The sequence below is a fragment of the Thalassotalea euphylliae genome (assembly GCF_003390335.1).
GTDB classification, from domain to species: Bacteria; Pseudomonadota; Gammaproteobacteria; order Enterobacterales; family Alteromonadaceae; genus Thalassotalea_F; species Thalassotalea_F euphylliae_B.
In genome coordinates, this window is record NZ_QUOU01000001.1 from 2,606,078 (window position 1) to 2,628,804 (window position 22,727).

At 43.2% G+C, this 22,727-nt stretch carries 16 protein-coding genes and 4 tRNA genes; 11 read left to right on the forward strand and 9 right to left on the reverse strand.

What is annotated here, in order from left to right; translation table 11 throughout:
* Positions 1-115: 115 nt before the first annotated feature.
* Both DXX93_RS11570 and DXX93_RS11575 read left to right on the forward strand, forming a co-directional pair.
* The gene (locus DXX93_RS11570; protein ID WP_116008228.1) at positions 116-1,408 is read left to right on the forward strand and encodes an NCS2 family permease; all 1,293 of its coding nucleotides are present in this window, start codon (positions 116-118) and stop codon (positions 1,406-1,408) included.
* Between the two features lie 9 nt (positions 1,409-1,417).
* Complete coding sequence (locus DXX93_RS11575) at positions 1,418-2,179, forward strand: outer membrane protein OmpK (RefSeq protein WP_116008229.1); 762 nt, start codon at positions 1,418-1,420, stop codon at positions 2,177-2,179.
* 190 nt (positions 2,180-2,369) lie between these two features.
* On the opposite strand, the gene DXX93_RS11585 is transcribed toward DXX93_RS11575, so the two are convergent.
* The 5 genes from DXX93_RS11585 to DXX93_RS11605 all read right to left on the reverse strand — a co-directional run bounded on the left by DXX93_RS11585 (position 2,370) and on the right by DXX93_RS11605 (position 7,546).
* Positions 2,370-3,209 (reverse strand): glucosaminidase domain-containing protein, encoded by an 840-nt coding sequence (locus tag DXX93_RS11585; protein ID WP_258872657.1) that lies wholly within the window; start codon positions 3,207-3,209, stop codon positions 2,370-2,372.
* A gap of 104 nt (positions 3,210-3,313) precedes the next feature.
* Positions 3,314-4,102 carry a hypothetical protein gene (locus DXX93_RS11590; RefSeq protein ID WP_116008231.1) on the reverse strand — a complete coding sequence of 263 codons (789 nt, stop codon included), beginning with the start codon at positions 4,100-4,102 and terminating at the stop codon, positions 3,314-3,316.
* Positions 4,103-4,298: 196 nt separating this feature from the next.
* Positions 4,299-4,607: a hypothetical protein gene (locus DXX93_RS11595; protein ID WP_116008232.1), complete on the reverse strand. Its 309-nt coding sequence runs from the start codon at positions 4,605-4,607 to the stop codon at positions 4,299-4,301.
* Positions 4,608-5,140: 533 nt separating this feature from the next.
* Positions 5,141-5,698, reverse strand: coding sequence for a DUF1415 domain-containing protein (locus tag DXX93_RS11600; protein ID WP_116008233.1), 558 nt, complete (start codon positions 5,696-5,698; stop codon positions 5,141-5,143).
* Between the two features lie 66 nt (positions 5,699-5,764).
* Positions 5,765-7,546: an ABCB family ABC transporter ATP-binding protein/permease gene (locus tag DXX93_RS11605; RefSeq protein WP_116008234.1), complete on the reverse strand. Its 1,782-nt coding sequence runs from the start codon at positions 7,544-7,546 to the stop codon at positions 5,765-5,767.
* 622 nt (positions 7,547-8,168) lie between these two features.
* Between DXX93_RS11605 and DXX93_RS11610 the strand changes: the two genes are divergently transcribed.
* Both DXX93_RS11610 and DXX93_RS11615 read left to right on the forward strand, forming a co-directional pair.
* Positions 8,169-8,654, forward strand: coding sequence for an acyl-CoA thioesterase (locus DXX93_RS11610; RefSeq protein WP_116008235.1), 486 nt, complete (start codon positions 8,169-8,171; stop codon positions 8,652-8,654).
* A gap of 428 nt (positions 8,655-9,082) precedes the next feature.
* The gene (locus DXX93_RS11615; protein ID WP_116006317.1) at positions 9,083-10,264 is read left to right on the forward strand and encodes an IS4 family transposase; all 1,182 of its coding nucleotides are present in this window, start codon (positions 9,083-9,085) and stop codon (positions 10,262-10,264) included.
* A gap of 171 nt (positions 10,265-10,435) precedes the next feature.
* Here the strand turns inward: DXX93_RS11615 and DXX93_RS11620 are convergent, their stop codons facing one another.
* Positions 10,436-11,035 carry a GTP cyclohydrolase II gene (locus DXX93_RS11620; RefSeq protein ID WP_116008237.1) on the reverse strand — a complete coding sequence of 200 codons (600 nt, stop codon included), beginning with the start codon at positions 11,033-11,035 and terminating at the stop codon, positions 10,436-10,438.
* A 237-nt stretch (positions 11,036-11,272) separates the two neighbouring features.
* Here DXX93_RS11620 and DXX93_RS11625 point away from each other — a divergent pair, with 237 nt between their 5' ends.
* Complete coding sequence (locus DXX93_RS11625; protein WP_116008238.1) at positions 11,273-11,485, forward strand: hypothetical protein; 213 nt, start codon at positions 11,273-11,275, stop codon at positions 11,483-11,485.
* An 81-nt stretch (positions 11,486-11,566) separates the two neighbouring features.
* On the opposite strand, the gene uvrB is transcribed toward DXX93_RS11625, so the two are convergent.
* The 3 genes from uvrB to DXX93_RS11640 all read right to left on the reverse strand — a co-directional run bounded on the left by uvrB (position 11,567) and on the right by DXX93_RS11640 (position 17,784).
* Positions 11,567-13,567: an excinuclease ABC subunit UvrB gene (uvrB, locus tag DXX93_RS11630; protein WP_116008239.1), complete on the reverse strand. Its 2,001-nt coding sequence runs from the start codon at positions 13,565-13,567 to the stop codon at positions 11,567-11,569.
* Positions 13,564-14,940 carry an MATE family efflux transporter gene (locus DXX93_RS11635; RefSeq protein ID WP_116008240.1) on the reverse strand — a complete coding sequence of 459 codons (1,377 nt, stop codon included), beginning with the start codon at positions 14,938-14,940 and terminating at the stop codon, positions 13,564-13,566. Before DXX93_RS11635 ends, uvrB begins: the two co-directional genes overlap by 4 nt.
* A 906-nt stretch (positions 14,941-15,846) precedes the next feature.
* The gene (locus tag DXX93_RS11640) at positions 15,847-17,784 is read right to left on the reverse strand and encodes a S9 family peptidase (protein ID WP_116008241.1); all 1,938 of its coding nucleotides are present in this window, start codon (positions 17,782-17,784) and stop codon (positions 15,847-15,849) included.
* A 585-nt stretch (positions 17,785-18,369) separates the two neighbouring features.
* Here DXX93_RS11640 and DXX93_RS11645 point away from each other — a divergent pair.
* From DXX93_RS11645 to asnB, 6 genes are all read left to right on the forward strand, one after another.
* Positions 18,370-18,446, forward strand: a tRNA-Asn gene (locus tag DXX93_RS11645).
* A 78-nt stretch (positions 18,447-18,524) separates the two neighbouring features.
* Positions 18,525-18,601 (forward strand) — tRNA-Asn (locus DXX93_RS11650).
* Positions 18,602-18,678: 77 nt separating this feature from the next.
* Positions 18,679-18,755 (forward strand) — tRNA-Asn (locus DXX93_RS11655).
* 77 nt (positions 18,756-18,832) lie between these two features.
* Positions 18,833-18,909 (forward strand) — tRNA-Asn (locus DXX93_RS11660).
* A 334-nt stretch (positions 18,910-19,243) separates the two neighbouring features.
* Positions 19,244-20,698 carry an alanine/glycine:cation symporter family protein gene (locus DXX93_RS11665; protein ID WP_116008242.1) on the forward strand — a complete coding sequence of 485 codons (1,455 nt, stop codon included), beginning with the start codon at positions 19,244-19,246 and terminating at the stop codon, positions 20,696-20,698.
* A 271-nt stretch (positions 20,699-20,969) separates the two neighbouring features.
* Positions 20,970-22,634 carry an asparagine synthase B gene (gene asnB, locus DXX93_RS11670; RefSeq protein WP_116008243.1) on the forward strand — a complete coding sequence of 555 codons (1,665 nt, stop codon included), beginning with the start codon at positions 20,970-20,972 and terminating at the stop codon, positions 22,632-22,634.
* The last annotated feature ends 93 nt before the right edge of the window (positions 22,635-22,727 follow it).

Sequence of the window (22,727 nt, forward strand, 5' to 3'; positions counted from 1 at the left end):
ATAAAAACGCCTTGATAACGCGTAACTTGTAAAGGCAAGTATGCTTATCACGGCAGGAAACGCTTTCTTTTTACCGCCAATTGAATTGGCCCAACTTTAAGCTTAGCAACCCATGATGTTAGAAAAACTTTTCAAACTTACTGAACACGGAACCAACGTTCGCCAAGAAGTTGTCGCAGGTATTACTACCTTCCTGACAATGGCTTACATCATCTTTGTAAACCCAGCCATGTTAGCCGATGCTGGCATGGACCACGGCGCTGTCTTTGTTGCCACCTGTATTGCCGCTGCCATTGGCTGTTTTATTATGGGCTTTTTTGCCAATTACCCTATCGCACTGGCGCCAGGCATGGGTCTTAATGCCTTCTTCACTTACACTGTGGTGCTTGAAATGGGCTACAGCTGGCAAGTGGCACTTGGCGGCGTCTTTATTTCAGGGATTGTCTTCGTCATTTTAAGTATTTTTAAGATACGCGAGTGGATCATCAACAGCATCCCGCAATCTCTGCGCTACGGTATTGCGGCTGGTATCGGTTTATTCCTGGCATTTATCGGGTTAAAAAGTGCGGGCATCATCGTTGATAACCCAGCAACACTCGTAAACCTTGGCGATATTACCTCGTTACCCGCGTTAATGGCTGCCCTTGGCCTATTTTTAATCGTTGCGATGGCAAGTCGCGGCATGAACGGCGCAGTAATGTACTCCATTTTGATTGTCACTGGCTTAGGTATTTTACTTGGTGACGTGCAGTTCAACGGTTTAGTGTCTATGCCGCCAGCTATAGCACCGACTTTCATGCAATTGGATATTATGGGTGCGCTAGAAGTTAGTATGATTAGCGTTATCTTTGCTTTCCTATTCGTCGACCTATTTGACACCTCAGGAACACTGATTGCCGTTGCACAAAAAGGCAACTTATTAAATAAAGATGGTTCACTACCGCGTCTAGACAAAGCATTGCTTGCTGATTCTTCCGCCACTATCGCGGGTAGCATGTTAGGTACTTCAACGACAACCAGTTATGTAGAAAGTGCCTCTGGTGTTGCTGCAGGTGGTCGTACAGGCTTAACGGCAGTGATTGTTGGTTGTTTATTTTTATTAGCCCTATTTTTCTCGCCATTGGCGGGTATGGTGCCAGCATACGCTACCGCTGGACCGCTATTTTTTGTTGCAGTGCTAATGCTTTCAAGCCTCGCTCATATTGAGTGGGATGATTTGCTTGAAGCTGTACCTGCCGCCCTAATTTGTATAACGATGCCACTGACCTTCTCAATTGCACACGGTATTGCGTTTGGCTTTATCGGTTACGCGGCAGTGAGAATTTTTGCAGGCAAATTTAATCAGTTATCAGCCAGTGTGTTGTTTATTGCAGCACTATTTGTAATTAAGTTCATTTATTTTGGATAGGAAAGTTCCATGACTTTATCTCGTACTTTGTTGGTCGCCGGCGGCCTAGTAGTATCAAGTATGACTTCAGCGCAAACAATATGGAGTTCAAATAGCTTAACTTACCTCAAAAACACCAGTGATTTTGAAGTATTAACGAATGACGATGTCGATGTTTTCACCCTTGAGCACGCATCTGGGCACAATTGGGGTGACGCTTTTATGTTCGTTGACCGCATCGACGCAAAAGCGGATGCTAACGCGCCTACGCACAAAGAGACTTACGGCGAAGTGAGCGCGCGTTTAAGCCTTTCTTACGCGTTAGACACTAACGTGCCTTATGGCCCGCTAAAAGACGTATTTATTGCCGGTACTTACGAGCATGCAAGCATCTCTGAGCCAAACTTCAGCACAGGTTTTGATAACTACCTAATTGGTGTTGGTACCGCGTGGAATATTCCTGGTTTTGCCTTCTTTGGTGCCGATGTTTACCAAGCCAACAATGAGTTAACTGACAACGACACACAATTAACCATTACCTACGGCTACCCAATTACTATGGGTAAGCACAAAGTGATGATTGACGGTTACATTGATTGGTCTTCTGCAGCAGATGATCACGCTGCTGATTTTCACTTCAACCCGCAAGTGCGTTTAGACGTTGGTAACTATTTTGGTAAGCCTAACGCGGTCGAAGTAGGTATTGAATACAGCTACTGGCACAACAAGTTCGGTATCGCCGGTATTGACGACGAAAGCGTCGTTAGCGCCATCGTTAAAGTGTTTTTATAGTTAATATCAGCTTAACAACACTAACACTGAAAGCCGTAGCAAATGCTACGGCTTTTTTATGAGATTTAAAAAGATTTGATTTAGGCATCAATGATGCAGGCTCGCCAACACGACTAAGTATTAATGTCTGCCAAAGCGCAATGCCAAGTAAAGTATTAAGCCAAGCTAGCATAAGCTTACCAAATAGCCGCTATGGCGCTGTAGACGACTTTAAATACTGGCTGTTATGGCGCAGCATGTCGGAAATTTCTAAGACATAATCTGAACCGCGCTCGGAATAAGGTAACAAGCCCATTGCCAGCACTTCCGGTACTAAGGGTTGTTCTTGCTCACGCAATTGTTGGCGAATAGAGCGAAATACACTATATGCATTATTGGTGTTGATATTGTGTAAGTAGCGATATACCGCAGTATCAACACTTTGGAAAGCTTCAACTTCGTGTTTGGCACCGCTGTTGCGCGATCGAGGCACCATGCCACAGCCTGGCTTATAACACCAAATGCCAAAGAAATTTAAACCAATACGGGCAAAACGAGATGTGCCCCAAGCTGACTCATTAGCGGCTTGCACCAGCACCAAAGGTGTTGGTATCTCATCAACTTTCACTAACAACTGATGTAACTGCTGCATTTGGCTAATTTTAGCACTAACCCTGTACTTGCCCACGAGCGTTGCTAACTGCTGCTCTTGACCGGGCATCAGTGGCTCACCCAGAGACACTGTGGCTAACATATCTTCCAGTGCCAGACGATTTGCTAGAATCTTGGCATTATTGCTCTCAACTGCGGGCCGAATAAAGTTAAAAAACGCCGCTTTCTTTTGTTTTACATCTAAAATAGTCGCAAAATCAGGCAAGGCAACATTGTGTAGTGGCTTTTCGATCACGACAGGTTTTGGCGGGGTCTCAGGGACAGGCGCTGGTAATTCCTCGACAAAGTCAGGCTCAACAATAAATGGCCGAACAAGTGCCCCTGCCACGACAGCAGCACCTGCTACAAAAAAAATTTTCCTTAATACACTTCGCATCATTCCGGCATTATCCATTTATGTATCGCATTTTCATCGATTTTTATCGAACAACTAACGACACTCTACTCGAATTTTTATTGGTTTTTTGTCTTGCTTTTATCTAGTTATGCGACAAATGTGTCATTACCTACGCTGCTTTCAGCTGCAACGGCGTGTAGCTTCATACCAAAGATCTCACGGTACAATATTCCCTTGGCGTTGTAGTAACACGGTGCAATATAAGAAAGTGAAAAAATAAACAGTACACTCGCAATAAACATCATCAATTCGGTTTGGGCAATCACCAATGGCAATAATGCAGCCACTAGCGCCAATACCATAAACAAGTAGACTACAAAAATATTAAACCACTGAAAGCGAAGCGCCTTCAACGACAAAATAATCGCCTTACCCGGTGTTAAGCGCTTTTCCAAAACCAGAGGAATAGTTAAAGACAAGACAACCGCTAAGAAGATGCCGGGGAAAATGAGGAGCTGTAGCCCTAAGCTGATAAGTACAGACGTCATCACCGCACATAAAGCAACCCAACTACCGCGCTTTAGGAAAGCAAAGACAAGCTTAGGTTGAGTTTTCACGCCAACGGCATGCAATACTCCCATCATCTCAACGCCAGCTAGGAACGGCCAGATAACTAAAGTGACGACAATATTAAGGATCATGGTTGCTTCTGGGTTGGCCATGACGCTTTCCACGCCACCTAAATATTCACCAACCACTAGTGAGCAAGCCATACCAATCAACAAAACGAATAATAAACCGATATTTATCGACCAACGGGTGCTACTCGTTTTTTGCCACGCTTCTTGCAGTACTTGTTTAGGGTTGATGACGTACTGACCTTTCAGTGCTTTTTCAACATCACCACCAACTTGAATAATCGAATCTTTGTCCACAAAATACCTATAAGTAGCAACAACATACCCCTGTTTTTATTGGGGTTTAAAAGACAATTGAAAGGTTATTGTACCTTAACAAGCCAAGCAATGCTGTGCATTTATTGTGCAAGCAACGTCGAAGCAGCCACGCTGTAATGAGAGGCATTAGTAACTTTTTATCGACAAAAGATCATATAAAAAACGGAAAGATAGACTAAATATCAATGTCTAAGCCATCTCCTTTAGCCCCCAATAGGCTTGCCAATACACGCCCTAAAAGTCTGAACAGCCAAAGGAAAAACTCAACGGGAAACTCGATAATCAACTCAATAATATCCAGTACGACATTTTCACTATCTCGCTTACCACGTCTTTTACTCGGCCAACACAAATAGGCCGTAGCATACAAAATGATCGGAGCAATTAGCATAAGCCAACTAAACTCTTGGGCTAGCATTGAGGTCACCAAAATTGTTCCTGCTATAAAACATAGTGTTGCGATAAGCTCTCTTAACGATTCCATGCCAATGATTCCTTGTCTGTTAACGATCAAAATAAGCACCTTAAACCAATAAGGTGAGTTCAGCTTAGTTTAATCAAAATTTAATTCATAGGGCGAGAAACAAAGCTCACAGTAAAATCCAGATGATAGGTGGTGAAGAGTTTTGAAATGACAAGCTCACTCACATTAGTGCGAAGTACCTGATATGCGAGCAGCCGAATTAAGCTACTGTAATGGCGTGATTTGAGCGAAAATAACGACTAACAAGTCTAGCGAATAGACTCTTGTAACTTAGCCGCATAGAACTGCCATAATTCTTCAAAGTTGCTAAATTGATATAGCTTACCGTGATATATAGCTTTCATTGCATTGACCTTTTATACAAAAAACCTAAGGCCAAAGTTACGATCTAAAAAGTTACGTTCCTAAAAAACTTGGCCAGCTGACAGTTAACAAGTGTATAGATATCAACCAATAAATGCCGTTATCGAATGCTATTTGAATGTAATAAGTTGTACGTTATATAAACAGGCTTCACATAAGAGCGCTTGCTGCTATGAAATTTTATTCAGTCCCGCCAGAAACTGCTTGAAGAACTTAGTGCCCTTTTCTTCCGCCAACGCGATATTATCTTCTGGGATTTGTTCGGGATTTTGATACACCGCCAGCACTTTTGCCATACTGGCTTCACGGATTAAATGCAATGTCGGCAATGGCGAACGGTTAGTATAGTTGCTAGCCCCCTGCTCATCTTCGCCTTCAAAAACATAGTCAGGATGAAAACTGGCAATTTGTATTTCGCCATCTAAGCCTAAATCAACGAGTAACTCGTTAGCGTAATCGACCAGATCAAGGTATTTGTCAAAACTGCGAAAGCCGGTTGTAAAAATCACCAGTGTGGTTTCAATTTCTGGATGTTCAACTAGGTATTGTAATTGCTCGGCAACTTCACTTAGCGCTTGCTCAAGTAGGCCGGTATTACTGGTAGCGTAACGAATGGTGTTATTCACGAACTCTTTCTTTGCAAATGGGCAAAAGTTTAAGCCGATCACTATCTGTTCAAGCCAATGTTTAGTTTTTACTACTGCGGGGTGTAGTTTTTCGTCAGTCATTTTAAATTCGCCAGTCGTTTTGCTTTCAGAGCATGTTAGAAGTTTTCGGGCACGCTTTTTATCAGGTTATTCACTTTGCTGCAATGCCCACATCGCGGCATACTTGCCTGACTTGGCGATTAACGTCTGATGATCACCTTGTTCTACCACCTGGCCTTGCTGCATCACAATGATATGATCGGCATCAACTACAGTAGATAGCCGATGAGCAATCACTAGGCTGGTTTTGTTTTGGCTCACTTGTTTGATCGCATTGAGAATTGCCTGCTCTGAATGACTATCTAGCGACGATGTTGCCTCATCAAACACTAAAATAGCAGGTGCTTTTAAAATGGTTCGGGCAATCGCCACACGTTGTTTTTCACCACCAGAAAGTTTGAGGCCACGCTCCCCTACCATAGTTTCTTCGCCTTCTGGCAAGCTTGCAATAAAGCGATCTAAATGCGCCAGTTCAATCGCTTGACGAACATCGGCAACCGATGCCTCAGGGTTGCCGTAATGCACGTTGGCAAACAAGGTATCGTTAAATAACACAGTGTCTTGCGGCACGATACCAATGTGGGTGCGCAAGCTGTGTTGCGTCACTTGACTAATATCTTGTCCATCAATGGTTATTTGCCCAGATGAGGTGTTGTAGAAGCGAAACAAGAGTTTTACTAGCGTTGATTTGCCAGAGCCACTGTCACCCACAACCGCCACTTTCTGGCCTGAGCCAATAGTGAAATTTAACCCGCTAATCACTTCTCGTTTGCCATCATAGGTAAAACTAACATCGTTAAATGATATCGCCCCTTGGCTCACCTTTATCGACTGAGCGTCGGCGCTATCAACAACCTTAGGCGTTTTTGCCAACAAGCTAAACATATGCTCGATATTTGCCATTGAACCTTTAATTTCTCTGTACACAAAGCCAAGAAAGTTCAAGGGTAAAAATAGCTGCATCATAAAAGCGTTGATCAATACAAAGTCCCCTAGAGTCATATGCTGATGGGTAACTTGATACGCTGCCATTGCCAGCATTCCCGTCATCGACACCGCGATAATCAGCGCTTGCCCACCGTTTAGTGCAAACAAGGACAGTCGGTTTTTGATTTTCGCTTGCTCCCAAGTACCTAACTGCTCATCGTAGGCATCCGCCTCATAGCGCTCGTTAGTGAAATATTTAACCGTTTCATAATTTAACAAGCTATCTATAGCACGCGTATTACTTGAAGAGTCAGCTTTGTTCGCTTCCCGAATATAACCCGTTCGCCACTCAGTAGCTTTCACCGAATAGCCGACATAACAGACAATCGATGCAAGCACTGCCAGTGAAAACATCACACCGTAGTTGTACCCTAAAATGCCAATCACCAAGGCAATTTCGAACAAGGTCGGCACGATGTTAAACACCATAAATCGCATCAAAAAGCTAATGCCTGACGTGCCGCGATCAATATCCCGTGATAAGCCACCGGTTTGGCGATTGAGATGAAAATCAAGTTCTAAGCGGTGCAAGTGTTGGAAAACTTTAAGGCCAATGCGCCGTATCGCCCGTTCAGTGACTCGACCAAACAAGGTGTCGCGAATTTCCGCGAAAATCACAATAGAAAAACGCACCAAACCATAAGCCGCGACCAGCCCAAGCGGCACCAAAAGTAAACTCTGCTTGTTATTGGTATCGAGCGTATCGACCAAATCTTTGAGAATAAACGGCAGATAAACGCTGGCAATTTTGGTTAAAATTAAACAAGCGATGGCGATGGAAATACGAGCGCGAAATTCCAATAAATACGGCCACAAGGTTTTTAGTACACGCCAATTGATTTCGGTCACTTCATGATCTGGATGATGGCTCCTACGGGGCATATTGCTATAGCACTCTTAATTTATTTCGCGATACGACGAGTTATTGTTCAACCGATGCTGGCTAATTGACTATTTAACTTGATGACTGAATCAAACGCTCAATGGCTAAGTCTCTGCTAAGTCTAACATTTATTTTCTTATTAATAGCTAAAAACTGCTGATACCGTATTAATGAATGTGCAAAAAGCACCAAATGTTGACGCAAACCAAGTATCAGATTCACACACTAGTGACAAGCACTCATTATCAAGGTTAAGCTAAGGCTAATACCAATTGAATTAATTAATTGATCAATTCAGAGCGCTGTCAGCGGTGGGAGAACAAGCCAAATTTTTGTTGAGATAGTTATTCTACATCTCATCAATTTGGCGCAGTTATCGCGACGCTGACACGCTCCCAAAGGGCGAGTTTAAAAGGCTCATATGCTGCGTTATTGATTTTGACAAGGGAACGACCATTCTCTGCAATCAATGTCTTGCCTACATGGATGTAGGTACTTAGGTTATGCATGGAGCATATAACCTGTGTCTCTAAGCCTTTTAATTCTCGCTGAATGATTAAGTAGTTATTTCAATTGGTATAACAGGTTGTTTTTAGTTTTCATACTGGTAGTCAAATATTTATGGACGAGTCAATTTTACAATTAGCGGAATACCCCAACGCCTTCGGCAGAATATTTAAAGTAACCCAAGAGGATATTGACGGCTTTGGTCATGTTAATAATGCCGTCTACTTAAAATGGCTTGACGCCACGGTATGGGCTCATACCCGAAATGTTGGTTTAGATGAGCATACTTGCCAAACGCTTAATCGCGGTATGGCCGTGGTTAGACACGAACTTGATTATATTAGCTCAGCGTATTTAGGCGATGAGATCGCCGTGTTTAACTGGTTATCCGCCAACGATGGGAAACTGCGTGCAAGCCGTACCTTTCAAGTTGTAAGGATAAAAGATAAGAAAACCTTGCTGCGTGCGAGAACAGACTATATTTGCACTGATTTAAGCACAGGGCGCCCAAAGCGTATGCCACAACAATTTGCTGAGGCTTATCAAATAACCTTGATAGCCGCGCCTACTGCGTCAAGAGAACAAGCAATTTCTGCCTAAGTGTGCTCACTTGAAACACAAATGATTAAAGCCGGGATCGTGTGATTCAGACGACACACGACGATCCCAAAAATAACTGCTCCCGAACACACTCTGTTCGCTAAACCACCATGAGCCAAACACCAAATGCCGTTCTAGCAGTGCCTCTAAGATTCCAACTCAGTGTTCTAGCGCCTATGATCAGACAAATTAAGTGTATAATACCAATTGAAATAACTACTTAATCATTCAGCGAGAATTAAAAGGCTTAGAGGCAAGGCATTGATTACAGAGAATGGTCGCTCCCTTTTTTTGCATGGAAAGCAAAATCAATAACGCAGCATATGAGCCTTTTAAACTCGCCCTTTGGGCTGAGGAATCCCCAAAAAGTGACAGGCATAACAATTTGTGATCTTATTGAATCGCCAAACACAATAAGGACAACTGCTATGCCTGTTAAATCACTATGCCACAACTACCTTAAAAATACCCTCTCTTCCTTCAATCGCGCACGCATGAAAACCTTAATGCTCAGTGCCGATGCGTTAATTGACTCGAATCGGTTAACTCTCACTGATATAGGTCGACACCTCGAAGGAAAAGCGTTCAGTAAAAACAAAATTAAACGAATCGACAGATTTTTAAACAATGACCACTTACAACGAGAGCTTATTGACATTTACCGTGCGCTTGCCAAGCCCGTTATAAGCCAATTGCCATACCTAGTCATTGCTGTCGACTGGAGTGGGTGCTGTGGCTCAAATTATCATTTGTTACGCGCTAGTTTATTGGTCGATGGTCGCTCAATGACGCTCTACAACATGGTTGTTGAAGAAAAGGATAAGGAAACCCGTACCACTCATCAATTGTTTCTCTCACGATTAAGTCACATATTGGCGGGGCATGCGAAAGTGTATATCACATCTGACGGCGGCTTTTTAACACCTTGGTATGCCGAAGTACTTGCCCACGGATGGGATTTTATTGGTCGACTGCGAGGTACAATGAAGTGCCAATTGAAACAGCAGCCAACGCAATGGCAAACCTTAGCGCAGTTAAGAAAGGACGCCAGTTGTACACCTAAAAATTTAGGGAGCGCAAGGTTAACGCAACACAGCAAAACGGGGTGCCAAGCGAGCCTGCACCTTTATCAAGGTGAGCACAGAGGCCGACGCGGGAAAAGCCGCTTTACTAAGGATGATAAAATGTACCGCAACCTTGCTCATGAACCTTGGCTCATCGCGACATCTGATGCCGAGCTAACAAGTCGCGAAGTAATCAATTTGTACGCTAAACGTATGCAAATAGAGCAAAACTTTAGAGATGACAAAAGTGAGCAGTATGGTTTTTCTTGGCGGTTTAGTCGAACGATGGGCATTAAACGGATGAGCATACTGTGCCTTATCGCTTGTGTAGCAAGCTTGGTACTCTGGCTTATTGGCTTTGAAGCAGAAAGAAGAAAATGGCACTTTAGGTTCCAAGCAAATACCGTGAGAAAGCGGCGCGTGCTTTCATTTCTGTCACTCGCCAAAAATATTGTCAAACAATGCCCTCACCAGTTAACAAAGAGGTTTATCAAAAGGAGTTGGTTAAATTTCATTAACGACTACAACAAGATAATCATTGTATGATAAATGGGGATCCCTCAGCCCTTTGGGAGCGTGTCAGCGTCGCGATAACTACACCAAATTTCTGAGATGTAGAATAACTATATCAACAAAAATTTGGCTTGTTCTCCCACCGCTGACAGCGCTCTGAATTGATCAATTAATTAATTCAATTGGTATGAGTCGCTTAACTGCTTATGGCTCAAGTTTTATATTATGTTTACCGTGCTCTTGCTTGGCAGCAAGATAATTCGCGTTGTCGTCTTTTAAGTGAACTTGCGTGTTAACCACTTCGGTCACTTCAACGTGTGTCGCCAATGCTTTCGCCTTTCTCGGGTTATTCGTTAATAGCTTAATACGTTTGATATTAAGCGCGTCGAGCATCGCAAAAGCGTGTTCAAAGCTGCGTTGATCGTCTTCAAAACCCAAGTGATTGTTTGCTTGGTACGTGTTTAGCCCTTGGCTTTGCAGCACATAGGCGTCTATTTTGTTGTACAAACCAATACCACGCCCTTCTTGGCGCATGTACAAAATAACACCGCCTTGCTCAGCCATTACCTGAATGCTTTCATCAAGCTGCTCGCCACAATCACAACGTGAAGAATGGAAAACATCACCAGTTAAACATTCTGAATGTACGCGCACTAACGGCACGTCTTGTGCCAAATCTGCTTGCTTGAACACCATGGCAACGTGCTCATTATCTTTATCAAAACCAGTGAAACTGATGATTTCTGCGTCAATATCACTGTTTTGGCCAACTTTGAGGTTAACTCTGGCTCGAATTTCTGACATATCTGTGTTTGATCTCATTGCGTTTATTGGTTTTACGACAACCAATAAAATTAGATCGCGAATTCTACCCCTTGTTCACTGAAATGGCGAACTTTTCTCGGTAGTTACTTAGATAACTTGTGTCTGCGTTATAACGGTGGACGAGTGGTCGATCTGTTTACATAACCAATGAATATAACCCTTCTAAGGGCATCAACTAAACTTATAAATAGTGTTCACGAGGATGAGGATGTATATATGAGCGCTATATGGAAAAACCACGCCATGCATTTAGCCAATATGATTAATTGCAATAAAGAAACCGCTGCACACTTGTATCTGGAGCAATTAATGCTGTTTCCAGTTGATGTGCAAGATAAAATAATAGAAGAAATCAGTAACCTGTCGCATTGCAGCAGTGACGCCGTTGCAGACATTATTGGGCGCTACTCTATGCCTGAGTTAAGGTAGCAAAAGCGAGAGCAACACCAGCAGAAAACAGCCAATTTATAGGCAAAGTGTGCAGTTAGCCCCTTTGCAATTGGCCACTTATTAACGGCTTAATTGTTGCTCTCTCAGCTTCGCTACTTCGTCTCTAACCGCAGCAGCTTGTTCAAACTCTAGGTTCTTAGCATGTTCCAGCATTTTTGCTTCAAGCTGCTTAACTTGTTCATCAATTTCCTCAAACGACAGCGTTTTATAAGCGGCTTTTTGCTCTGCCACCTTGTTGGCGATTAACTGCTCTTCTGGATCTAACCCGACATCCATAACATCCGTAATTTTACGCTTAACCCCTTTCGGTGTGATGTTATTGGCTTTGTTGTGTTCGTCTTGCTTAGCACGGCGGCGCTCTGTTTCATCAATCGCTCTGCGCATTGAGCCAGTGATACGATCGGCGTATAAAATCGCTTTACCATTCACATTACGAGCAGCACGACCAATGGTTTGAATTAGTGAACGTTCAGACCGTAAGAAGCCTTCCTTGTCGGCATCTAAAATCGCCACTAAGGATACTTCGGGCATATCCAAACCCTCGCGTAACAAGTTAATGCCCACAAGCACGTCAAACTTACCTAAACGAAAATCGCGAATAATTTCAACACGCTCAACAGTATCTACATCAGAGTGCAGATAACGAGTTTTGATATTGTGCTCGTCTAAGTAATCCGTGAGATCTTCGGCCATGCGCTTGGTTAGTGTCGTGGCAAGTACACGTTCACCCAGTGGAATACGCTTGTTAATTTCTGAGAGTAGATCATCCACTTGAGTATCAACGGGACGTACCATAATTTCAGGGTCGAGTAGACCCGTTGGCCTGACCACTTGCTCGGCAACTTCACCAGAAGACTTTTCCAGCTCGTAATCACTCGGCGTTGCTGAAACGTAGATGGTTTGCGGCGCTAAGGCTTCAAACTCTTCAAATTTCATTGGCCGGTTATCGAGCGCTGACGGCAAACGAAAGCCATATTCCACCAAGTTCTCTTTGCGCGAGCGATCGCCTTTATACATGGCACCGATTTGCGGCACAGTGACATGCGATTCATCAATCACTAGTAGACCATCGTCAGGTAAGTAATCAAACAAGGTAGGCGGCGCTTCGCCCGCTTCGCGACCTGATAGGTAGCGTGAATAGTTTTCAATGCCCGAGCAGTAGCCTAGCTCAGTCATCATTTCAATATCAAACTGCGTGCGTTGCACAATACGCTGCTCTTCAATCAGTTTATTATTGTCTTTAAGCTGCTTGGCACGGTCTTTTAGTTCAACTTTGATGGACTCTACCGCCGCTAAAATTTTATCGCGCGGTGTTGCATAGTGAGTTTTAGGATAGACAGTTACCCGAGCCAAAGTGCGTTCAACAGCCCCCGTTAACGGATCAAACTCGCTGATTTTCTCGACTTCTTCATCGAATAATTCAACGCGTAAGGCAAGGCGATCAGATTCTGCGGGGAAAATATCAATCACATCACCGCGCACGCGATATGTTGCCCGTTGAAAGGCCAAGTCGTTACGCGTGTATTGCAACTCTGCCAAGCGGCGTAAAATATCACGTTGATTAATGATATCCCCTTGGCGCAAGTGCAACATCATTTGCAGGTAAGAATCGGGGTCGCCTAAGCCGTATATTGCAGAAACTGATGCAACGATAATAACATCACGACGTTCCAGTAAGGCTTTCGTTGCCGATAAACGCATCTGCTCGATATGATCATTAATAGATGCGTCTTTCTCGATAAAAGTATCTGTCGTTGGCACGTAAGCTTCTGGCTGGTAATAGTCGTAATACGAAACGAAGTATTCCACGGCATTGTTAGGGAAAAACTCTTTCATTTCGCCGTAAAGCTGTGCTGCAAGTGTTTTGTTGGGTGCCAACATCATGGTTGGGCGATTTAACTTTTCAATCACGTTAGCCACGGTGAACGTTTTACCCGAGCCGGTCACCCCTAGCAGGGTTTGGTGTGCTAAACCAGAGTCAATACCGTCGAGTAGTTGGTTAATCGCGGTCGGTTGATCGCCACTAGGCGTGTAATCGGAAACTAATTCTAATGACTTCATGTCGACTGCGGCTCCGCATCTATATTTTCATCGATAAACTGGCGAGTAAACGAATAATAGGAAATAAACGCCATCACTAAATTGCCTAACAAGGCGCCAATAAAGAAACCTTCAATGCCATATAAATAGCTGCCAAGGTATGCCAATGGCACATAACAAACAAATAAACGAACAACCGATAACACCAGCGCCACCATTGGCTTGTGCAATGCGTTAAACGAGGAGTTGGTTAAAATAATAATCCCCTGCAAGCCATAACCTAGTGGCAAGGTATAAATAAACAACTTGATCAAATCAGCCACCGCTTCTTCTTTGGCAAAAGCATCGGCAATAAGTGACGATATCAGAATAAGCACAGCGTAAATGAACACTTGCCAAATCATCACGAATTTCACCGAAGTGCGATACGCTTGCTCTACCCTAACCATATTACCAGCCCCAAAATTCTGGCTAATAAACGGCGGCAGTGTCATCGACATCGCCAATACAACTAAGCTGGCAATAGATTCAATACGTGAGCCAACCCCAAAGGCTGCTACCGCCGATTCTCCATAACCCGCAATAATCGCGGTCATAATAGCTGCGGCAATTGGCGTCAGCATATTCGCGCCAGCAGCTGGCAGGCCAATATGTAAAATGCCTTTACACGATTTTAATAAGGTTTTTAGCGGAATAAAGTGACCGTGAATCAGTTGGCGTTTATTCACTAAAATGTGTAACACCATGGCCAGGCCAACAAGCCATGAGACCAAGGTTGCGATCGCAGCCCCTTTAATACCCATTGCAGGAACTGGCCCAAAACCAAAGATAAACACCGGATCTAGCACGGCATTAATTAAGCCCGCACTGCCCATAATAATACTCGGCGTTCGCGTGTCACCCGACGCTCTAAGCACGGCATTACCTATCATCGGGCCAATTAAACAGACACTCCCGAGATACCAGATGTCCATGTAATCGTGGATCAGTGGTAATAAGCTATCGCTAGCACCCAGTAAGTGGAAGATTTCATCAGTAAAATAATAACCAATGCCAGATACTATCGAGACAATCACTGCCGCTAAGTACATCGCACTGGTGGCATTGTCTTTTGCCGTTTCTTTATCTTTCGCGCCAAGGTATTTGGCAATGACCGCAGACGTACCTATGCCTAAGCCAATGGTTAAACTCAACACCGTAAATGTAATTGGAAACGTGAAGCTTACAGCGGCTAATGGTTGGGTGCCGAGTAGACCGATGAAGAATGTGTCAACCAAGTTAAAGGTCATCAACAGCACCATGCCGTAGATCATCGGAATGGTCATATTTTTCAAAGTTGGCCCAACCGGATCGGCTAATAAATCGATCTGGTGTTTGTGTTTTTTGTCGGTCATGTACTTAATTGATTACCGTATGTATCTGGTCAAACGAACAAGGAAGGTTTTTACTATTCTTCTAAGTATTCTTTGTAAGTATTCTTCGTAATGTTGCTTTTGGTCGCTTTACAAACAGTCGACCTGAAAAGCATTTGAATGCAGCAAAAGCGCTATTGTAAAAGATAGTGATAAGACTCGCTATGGCTATCTTTTATTTCACGCCAATAGATTCGCAACAAAGTGTAAATTTACACCGCCTGTTTGCGCTGTGTTTGCATAGAAAAGCACTCACCAAACCATGATCGCAAAAATAACACACAGTGACTCGCTAAAAACGACGAATTGACCAAGAAACACGCTATTCGGCGAAGAAACACACAAACATAAGGCTATCTTATTGTTTGTAAAAGATATCACACCAACTAGCTATTTTTTAACCAATGCGCTGTACCCCCTATGTTTCATAGCAATTACCAACTATTACACTTTAACTCACACAGTTATCCACAATTTACGTGGATAACTCGTCTAATTGGTTAAGATAATCAGATATACAGCACTTTTTGCTCCCCTATGAGCTACGTAAGTCGCTATTTTTTAGTCCACTTATTGATAAAGTGCTAATTATACCGATGCGCTGAATAAACAATGGATCAATCAAAGAGAACACAGAAGCTGTGAGTATAAGCCTGAGTCCACTGTGGAAACAAACTCAAACCAACTGTGGAAACCAACTAAGATGAAAGCTACGGATATTGAAAACAAATAAGGGCGATGGGGGCTAGTGATGAAACGCGCTACTAAGTAAACCTAAGATTAATTCATCGTACAAAGCGAAAACTATCCCCTCTGCCGGATAAATACTGCTGCATTAACTCAAGTAGAGTTAATGCCTTTTCTGGCAAAGGGCTACTTTAAGTGAGCTTATAAGTGTTTTTTCAAGAAGTTCACATACGCTTGAGACGCTTCAATACGGTTGCTTTTATTTCTAAAACCGTGGCCTTCATCATCAAACAACACATAATCGACAGGCACATTGTTTTGGCGAATAGCTTCTACCATTTCATCGCTTTCCACTTGTAATACCCTTGGATCATTCGCACCTTGTACAATGAGCACTGGCGCTTTGATATTGCTCGCATGAAACAAAGGAGAAATCGCGCGATGACGTTCTTCGTCGGTCGCAGGGTCGCCCATTTCTTGATACAAGCTTTCTTTAAACGCTTCCCACCAAGGTGGAATACTTTTTAACGTACGCACCCAGTTAGTCACACCAAAAATATTGATGCCAACTTCAAATTCATCGGTAAATGCCAAACCCGCCATGGTTAAATAACCACCGTAGCTGCCGCCAATCAGGCCAATTTTATCGGTATCTACCCAGTCCAACGATTGTAGGTATTTTTTTCCGTACACAATGTCTTTTAAATCAACATCACCATGTTTTTTGTCGTCAAGGTGATAAAAGGTTTTGCCATAACCTGACGAGCCGCGATTATTAACGGCAAAAATCGCGTAGCCATGGTTCACCAAATGCTGTCTGGCTGCAGAGTATCCCGTTCTCGACTGCCCACCTGGGCCGCCATGTATCCATATTAACGCAGGTACTTTATTAGTACTGGACGCTTGTTTGGGCTTAAACAATAAACTGGCAATTTCTAGCTCGTCATAACTTTTAAAGCGCACGACACTGCTTGCCACCAAATGCTGTTCGTTCATTTCGTCTGCTAATGTACTGGTTAGCTTTTTCGGGGCATTGCTGCCCAATTGATAGGTATAGAGATTTGAAGGTGAGGTATCTGAGTTCAATAAGAAATTGACGACACTTTCATCTGATGAGAAATTTACGCCGCGAATATCGCCTGCCGCTAAATTTGGAATAACAACTTGCTGGCCACTTGCTTGCTCGGTAATTGTGACAACCGTACTGGCATCTTCATTCACCCCCATCACACGATATTTACCCGAGGGCGAATACACCAAATACGCAACATCCCAATTTAAGTCAGCGATCTGCTTATGCTCACCTGAATCAATGTTATATGTCCACGGCTGAGCAAACTCGCCGGTAAGATTAGTGGAATAAGCCAGCGTATTGTTATCAGGAGAAAAGTCGAGCAAATCCACTTGAGCATCTTTTTCACCGTCTGATAAATTGATTAACTTGCCACTTTTTACATTCGCAATGATTAAATCTGTATCAGTATTGCGATTCGGTTTAGACAACCCGAGCCACTCGCCATTAGGTGCAATACCACTGATGAAATAGTTATTGTCATTTTCGAAAATTAACGTCCGACTGTAATCCTCGACACTGTATTGATATAGGTCGAATACTTTAGCATCGCGCTCATTACTCGCGATATAAAACCATTTATCGCTTTCGTGCCAGCCAACGAACGACGCTTTCAGGTTCTCGCCCGGTGTTAAATCTTTCACTGTGCCATCTGGTGATTGCACATAAACATGATTGAGCTCGTTACCACCTTGGTCTGAAGAATACAAAAAACGATCATCTGCTGGGAACCAATCGACAACCCAAATAGCGTCAGTTGTGGATTGCGTCAGCTGTTTAGGCTGGTCACCATTGAGCGGATATTGATAAGCATTATAAATACCTGATTCATCCGAACTTACCAATGCATACTCACCTGTATGATTGATACGAGAGCCATATATGCTGATCGTTTTAAAAAAGGTTTCCGCTGAATATGAAGGTATTTGGGAAACAACTTCTGCAGGCTTACTGTTGTTAACTTGAGGTTGGGCTGCAGAGGCTGCCTTTTGAGTTGATGTCTTTGGTTCACTGCATCCTACTAGCAAGCTAGTTAAAATTAGCAGCGCTGAAAGCTTATGGTTCATTTCACGTTCCTTATTGTTATTAGTCGATACCTCTTGACCATATCTATTTAATATCTGTTTATATCAGTTGTTAACGCAACCTAGTTTGTCATACGCGTTTCCGACCTACTGCATTCGTGAAAAGAGCAAGTAAAGTCGTTTGATAACAACAAACTGAGAATAGTTGACTTCATTTAGCGGGTCAATTTGAGTACGGGTAAGCGATAGCAGTGTAAGTAACGTTAGTGAGCGACAAGCAAAACTATTTATTAGCTCGACAATTTCCTAATTACTAGATCCTCAACCATTAAGAGGAACCAAGACAGTGCTCATTATTTATTGCCAACAAACTTAAATAACGATTTACTCGGTAAAAGAAGCTAGATAAAGAATAACAAAGGTTGATTCAAGTCAGTCCCAACCATAACAATATCAGCTAATTGTGTGCAAAATTACCACCACTTGACCACATATTCAGCAAACGATCTAATTGTGAAAGAATTTGTCATTTTTGTGTTGACACTCTCACTTACGGACTATAATATTCCGCCCCGTTAGCGAGGCAAGCCCATTAAACGGTAAGTTTCACTACAGAATAAACACTATTCCCCTGTAGCTCAGTTGGTTAGAGCGGTGGACTGTTAATCCATGTGTCGTCTGTTCAAATCAGACCAGGGGAGCCAAATTCTTTCTTAACTCACCTTTAATAAGCGATGAGTTAAAGATAAAAGCCCATCAAATGATGGCAAGTAAAAGTTTATTCCCCTGTAGCTCAGTTGGTTAGAGCGGTGGACTGTTAATCCATGTGTCGTCTGTTCAAATCAGACCAGGGGAGCCAAATCCTTCTTAACTCACCTTTAATAAGCGATGAGTTAAAGAAAAAAGCCCATCAAATGATGGCAAGTAAAAGTTTATTCCCCTGTAGCTCAGTTGGTTAGAGCGGTGGACTGTTAATCCATGTGTCGTCTGTTCAAATCAGACCAGGGGAGCCAAATACTTCTTAACTCACCTTTAATAAGCGTTGAGTTAAAGAAAAAAGCCCATCAAATGATGGCAAGTAAAAGTTTATTCCCCTGTAGCTCAGTTGGTTAGAGCGGTGGACTGTTAATCCATGTGTCGTCTGTTCAAATCAGACCAGGGGAGCCACATAATTACCTCAATAGGTAAGATAAAAAGACTATCCATTGATAGTCTTTTTTTTCGTCTAAAGTTTCCTATTTCTCATATCATTTTTTGTTCAAGTACAGCCTGACGCTCGTTATCAAAACAACAAATCTCAACGCAATTAACAAAAACACCCATCGAAACTTTTGATATACCAACCATTGAAATGGCGGATGGCTGAATCCCCTGTATACTCGCGGCATTCATTTAGCGCCCTCTCAAAAGCCTTAAAAAATGTAAGCGTGCACAGTGATTTAGAATACGCTAAGGTAAGTTGACTCAAAAAGTAAACCCAAACAACAAATAAGGAAGTCGCATGTTTGATCAGTTTTTTAACGCCACCGTTGGCAATGTTAATAACTTGCTGTGGGGCTCTGGTCAACTCCTCATTTATATACTGGTGTTTGCCGGTTTCTGGTTTTCCTTCAAACTGAAATTCGTTCAATTTGCCCATTTTCGCCATATGTTTTCGGTGATGAAAAACAGCACTAAAGGCGATAGCGCTGGCATTAGCTCTTTTCAGGCGTTGTGCACTGGCTTATCTGCCCGCGTTGGTACTGGTAATTTAGCAGGTGTGTCGGTGGCGATTTCACTGGGCGGTGCGGGTGCTGTTTTTTGGATGTGGGTGATTGCTTTTTTAGGGATGGCGACAGGTTTTGCCGAAAGCATTTTAGGTCAACTTTACAAAGTGAAAGACGATCATAAAGAGTATCGCGGTGGTCCTGCCTATTATATAAAAATGGGCTTGAATAAGCCTTGGCTGGCAGTGGCATTCGCTATTTGTTTGTTCTTAGGTTATGGCTTTAGTTTTAGTGCGATGCAGGCCAATACCATTAGCGACGCACTCAATCACGCGCTAGATATTCCACACATGTATTCCGGGCTTGCCATTACCCTGTTTGCTGGTGTGATTGTCATGGGCGGTTTTAAAAGTATTGCCCGCTTTGCAGAGCTAGTTGTGCCATTTATGGGGATTGCCTATATTTTGGCGGCGCTAACCGTCACAGCCCTCAACATTGAGCACATCCCAGCCTTAATAGGTGATATTTTAGCGTCTGCCTTTGGTTTACAAGAAGCTGGTGCAGGTGCGCTCGGTGCCGCCATTAAAAATGGAATTCAGCGAGGCTTGTATTCGAATGAAGCTGGCGCAGGCTCTGTGCCCCATGCTTCGGCAAGTGCTTCCCCTACCCCTAATCACCCAGTTGCTCAAGGTTATGTGCAAATGCTTGGTGTATTTGTTGATACCGTTGTGCTTTGTACTTGTACTGCCGTGATTATTTTACTGGCCGACCTGCCCATGAGCGGTGAAATGGAAGGTATTCGCCTCACCCAAGATGCGATGACAGCGCACATTGGCGAGGGTGGTGTTTATTTTGTTGCCGCGGCAATTACCCTATTTGCCTTTACCTCAGTAGTTGCCAACTATGCCTATGCTGAAAGCAACCTACATTTATTTAAACTAGATAACAAATTAGGGCGTGGGATATACACGAGTTGTTATCTTGCCATGGTGCTTTGGGGTGCAAACGCCTCACTCTTCCATGTTTGGGCGATGGCAGATATGGCATTAGGGTTGATGACGCTGGTCAATATTTTTGCCATTGTACAGCTCACCCCCACTATCAAAGCGCTATTCAAAGACTACTGCCGACAACGGGCGAATCAAATGTCGTTACCAGTTCAGAGTCAAACCAAGCCTAAAATCAGCTTCTCTGCACAAAATATCGACTACCAAGGCAAGCTCTATTCAGGTATTTGGGATAAGAAATAGAGTTTTTATTAAGGTATTCACCATTTTAGTGAAATTAGGGGTTGCTTTTTCGCGAGAAGCTGGCATTTTAAATAGCAACTGCAGACGGTCAACCGTTTGTTAAAGTGTTAACGTTAACCCTATTTAACCTCAGTCCAATAGTAGTTATTAATTAACTAACCGGTTAGATAGTTTTGCTTTAATTGGACTTTTATCCGCAGTCGTTTGCTCACGATTTTTACACGACAAAACACTGCACCTCATACAATTTGGAAAAAGGAGTAGCACTTCAATGTGTTCGATCTTTGGTATTCTTGATATTAAAACTAGTGCGTCGGCACTTCGCCCTACTGCATTAGAATGTTCTCGTCTTTTACGTCATCGCGGCCCAGACTGGTCTGGCATTTACACTAGCGACAATGCCATCTTAGTGCATGAACGTCTAGCCATTGTTGATACTGAGCACGGCGCGCAGCCACTTTATAACGAAGACAAAACCCACGTACTAGCCGTTAACGGTGAAATTTATAACCACAAAACACTTGCCGCGAGTTTAACGGTTGATTACGAATTCCAAACCCACTCTGACTGTGAAGTGATTTTACCGTTGTACAAGGAATTCGGCGCAGAGTTTATTGACAAGCTACAAGGCATGTTCGCCTTCTGTTTATACGATGAAAAAGCAGATCGCTACATCATTGCTCGCGACCACATTGGTATTATCCCGCTTTACACAGGTTTTGATGAAGACGGTAACTTCTATGTTGCCTCAGAAATGAAATCACTCATGCCGGTTTGTAAAACGGTTAAAGAATTCCCTCCTGGCCATGTGCTAGACAGCAAAACCGGCGAATTGCGCAAGTACTTTAAGCGCAACTGGATGCAATACGATGCGATTAAAGACAACCACACCAGCAAAGAAAAGCTGCGCACCGCATTAGAAGACTCAGTAAAAAGCCACTTAATGACAGACGTACCATATGGCGTGCTATTGTCAGGTGGTTTAGATTCCTCACTGGTGTCTGCGATTACGCAAAAATACGCCTCACGCCGTATTGAAGAAAACGACTTATCTGAAGCTTGGTGGCCAAAAGTGCACTCGTTTGCCTGTGGTTTAGCAGGCTCGCCTGACTTAATCGCCGCACAAAAAGTTGCCGATGCGATTGGTACGGTGCACCATAACGTCGTATTTACCGAGCAAGAAGGTATCGATGCGTTAAAAGAAGTGATTTATCACTTAGAAACATACGATGTCACTACCGTTCGTGCCTCAACGCCGATGTACTTAATGGCGCGCAAAATTAAAGCCATGGGCATTAAAATGGTGCTTTCCGGCGAAGGTGCTGATGAAATTTTTGGTGGTTACTTATACTTCCACAAAGCGCCAAACGCACAGGAATTCCATGAAGAGCTACTGCGTAAATTAGACAAATTACATATGTTTGATTGCTTACGAGCGAACAAATCAATGTCGGCTTGGGGTATTGAAGCACGCGTGCCATTTTTGGATAAAAACTTCCTTGATGTCGCGATGCGCATTAACCCAGAAGACAAAATGTGTGGCGGCGGTAAAATGGAGAAAAGCATTTTACGTGAATCGTTTGAAGGCTACTTGCCAGAAGAAATTTTATGGCGTCAAAAAGAGCAGTTCTCGGACGGTGTTGGCTACTCGTGGATTGATGGCTTGAAAGAATATGTTGAATCGCAAGTGAGCGATCAACAGTTAGCAAACGCGGAATTTAAGTTCCCAGTCAACACGCCAGATACCAAAGAAGCTTACTTCTATCGCACTGTGTTTGAAGAGAAATTCCCACTAGAAAGTGCTGCCAAATGTGTGCCGGGCGGTAAGTCAGTTGCCTGCTCTACTCCGCAAGCACTGGCTTGGGATGAAGCATTTCAAAACATGGCCGACCCGTCAGGTCGTGCAGTACAGTCGGTACATAACGACAGCTACTAATAAGCTAACGTTTTAAACGATTGTTATCACCCAATCAAAGGCGCTACTAAATGATCAGTAGCGCCTTTTTTAATTTATGAGCGCCCAAATAAG